This window comes from Mycobacterium sp. E3247 (assembly GCF_001667785.1).
Lineage (GTDB): Bacteria > Actinomycetota > Actinomycetes > Mycobacteriales > Mycobacteriaceae > Mycobacterium.
On the sequence record NZ_LZJG01000288.1, the window covers coordinates 1 to 1,518 of the forward strand.

Below are 1,518 nucleotides of genomic sequence, written 5' to 3' on the forward strand. Positions count from 1 at the left end.
GCGGCGTTGATCAGGTCGTTGGGGATGATGCGAAAGTGCTCGCGCAGCAGGAAGATCGCGTACGGCGAGCCGAACATGAACGGCAGCACCAGCGCCCAGAACGTGTTACGCAGACCGAGCTGGGCCATCATGAGATACATCGGCACCACGGTGACCGTGCCCGGCACCATCAAGGTGGCGATGTAGACCCAGAACAGCGCGTCGCGTCCGGGAAAGTCCAACCGCGCGAACGCGTATGCGGCCAGCACCGAAAAGGTCAACTGGCCCACCAGGATCACCGCCGTCATCAAGGCGGTCACGGCCGCCGCCCGGCCGAATCCGGCCCCGCCGAGGTCGGCGTAGTTGGCCAGCGTGAAGGGGCGCGGCAGCTGCAGGGGCGTACCCGTGGCGAACTGGTGTGCTGAGGTGAACGAGGTCAATAAGCCAAGGGCGAAGGGCACCAACGTGATCACCGCACCCAGGACGAGTCCCGCGTAGACGACGAGCCGGCTAGGTGAGGTCATAGCTGATCCGCCGGCGGAAGTAGAGATGCTGCACGACCGTGACGCCGATCAGGATGACGAACAACACCACCGCCATCACCGACGCACGCCCGATGGCCGCCGAGCCGAAGGCCTCCGCGTAGATGCGGTGGGCCACCAGGTCGGTGCTGCCTCCGGGGCCGCCGCCGGTCAACGCGTACACCATGTCGAAAACCTGTGCGGTGCTGACGATCCCGGTCACCAGGACGAAGAACGTCGTCGGCCGCAGCATCGGCAGGGTGATGCGCCAGAACCGTTGCCACGCGTTGGCGCCATCGGTCCGCGCGGCGGCCTGCACGTCCTCGGGGATCGCCAGCAGGCCGGCCAGGAACGACAGCGAGACGTATCCGACGTTGGTCCACACGACCACGGCCGAGACGAGCGGCAACGCGAATGTGGGGTCGGACAGCCATTCGATGCTGTGCCCCAGCAGGGTGCTCACGGCCCCGTCCGTCGGGGCCAGAATCCACCGCCACAGCACCGCGATCGCCAGCGGTGCGCAGATCCACGGCAACACGTACACGGTGCGGAACAGGCCCGTGCCGGGAAGCCGGCGGGCCAGCATGGACGCGGCAACCAGGCCCAGCACCGTCTGGGCCGGAACGACGATCGCCACGAAGAGCGCCGTCACGATCAGCGAGTTGGCGAAGCCGTGATCCGCGAGCACCGAGCGCCAGTTGGCCAGGCCCACATAGCGCAGCGGGCCCAGCAGGTCCCAGCGGTAGAGGCTCAGCCAGATCACCACCAGGATGGGCAGCAACAAGAAGGCGACGACGCCGAACAGGCTGGGCGCCAGCAGGGCGTAGCCCAGCGTGGTGGAGCGAGGCTGTGTCCTCAGGGCGCCGCTGGCCATGGAGGTAATTAAAGCGGGCGGCGCCGGGGTTTGGCGTGAACGGCCGTTACGGTGGAGCCGTGACACCGAACCGGGGGATCGATGCCGACTTCCTCAACCTGCCGCGCCACCAGCTGGCCGACGCCGCGCTGTCGGCGGCCACCG

The 1,518-nt window shown here is 67.8% G+C and carries 3 protein-coding genes; 1 reads left to right on the plus strand and 2 read right to left on the minus strand.

Going from position 1 to position 1,518, the window contains the following annotated elements:
• Positions 1-503, minus strand: a 503-nt coding sequence (locus A9X04_RS15675) for a carbohydrate ABC transporter permease (protein ID WP_197509180.1), incomplete at its 3' end; no start/stop codon positions are given.
• Positions 490-1,359: a carbohydrate ABC transporter permease gene (locus tag A9X04_RS15680; protein ID WP_156764376.1), complete on the minus strand. Its 870-nt coding sequence runs from the start codon at positions 1,357-1,359 to the stop codon at positions 490-492. The genes A9X04_RS15680 and A9X04_RS15675, both read right to left, overlap by 14 nt.
• Positions 1,360-1,433: 74 nt before the next feature.
• On the opposite strand from A9X04_RS15680, the gene A9X04_RS31560 reads away from it, so the two are divergent.
• Positions 1,434-1,518 (plus strand): hypothetical protein (locus A9X04_RS31560; RefSeq protein ID WP_231985742.1); only part of this gene is annotated, 85 nt, incomplete at its 3' end.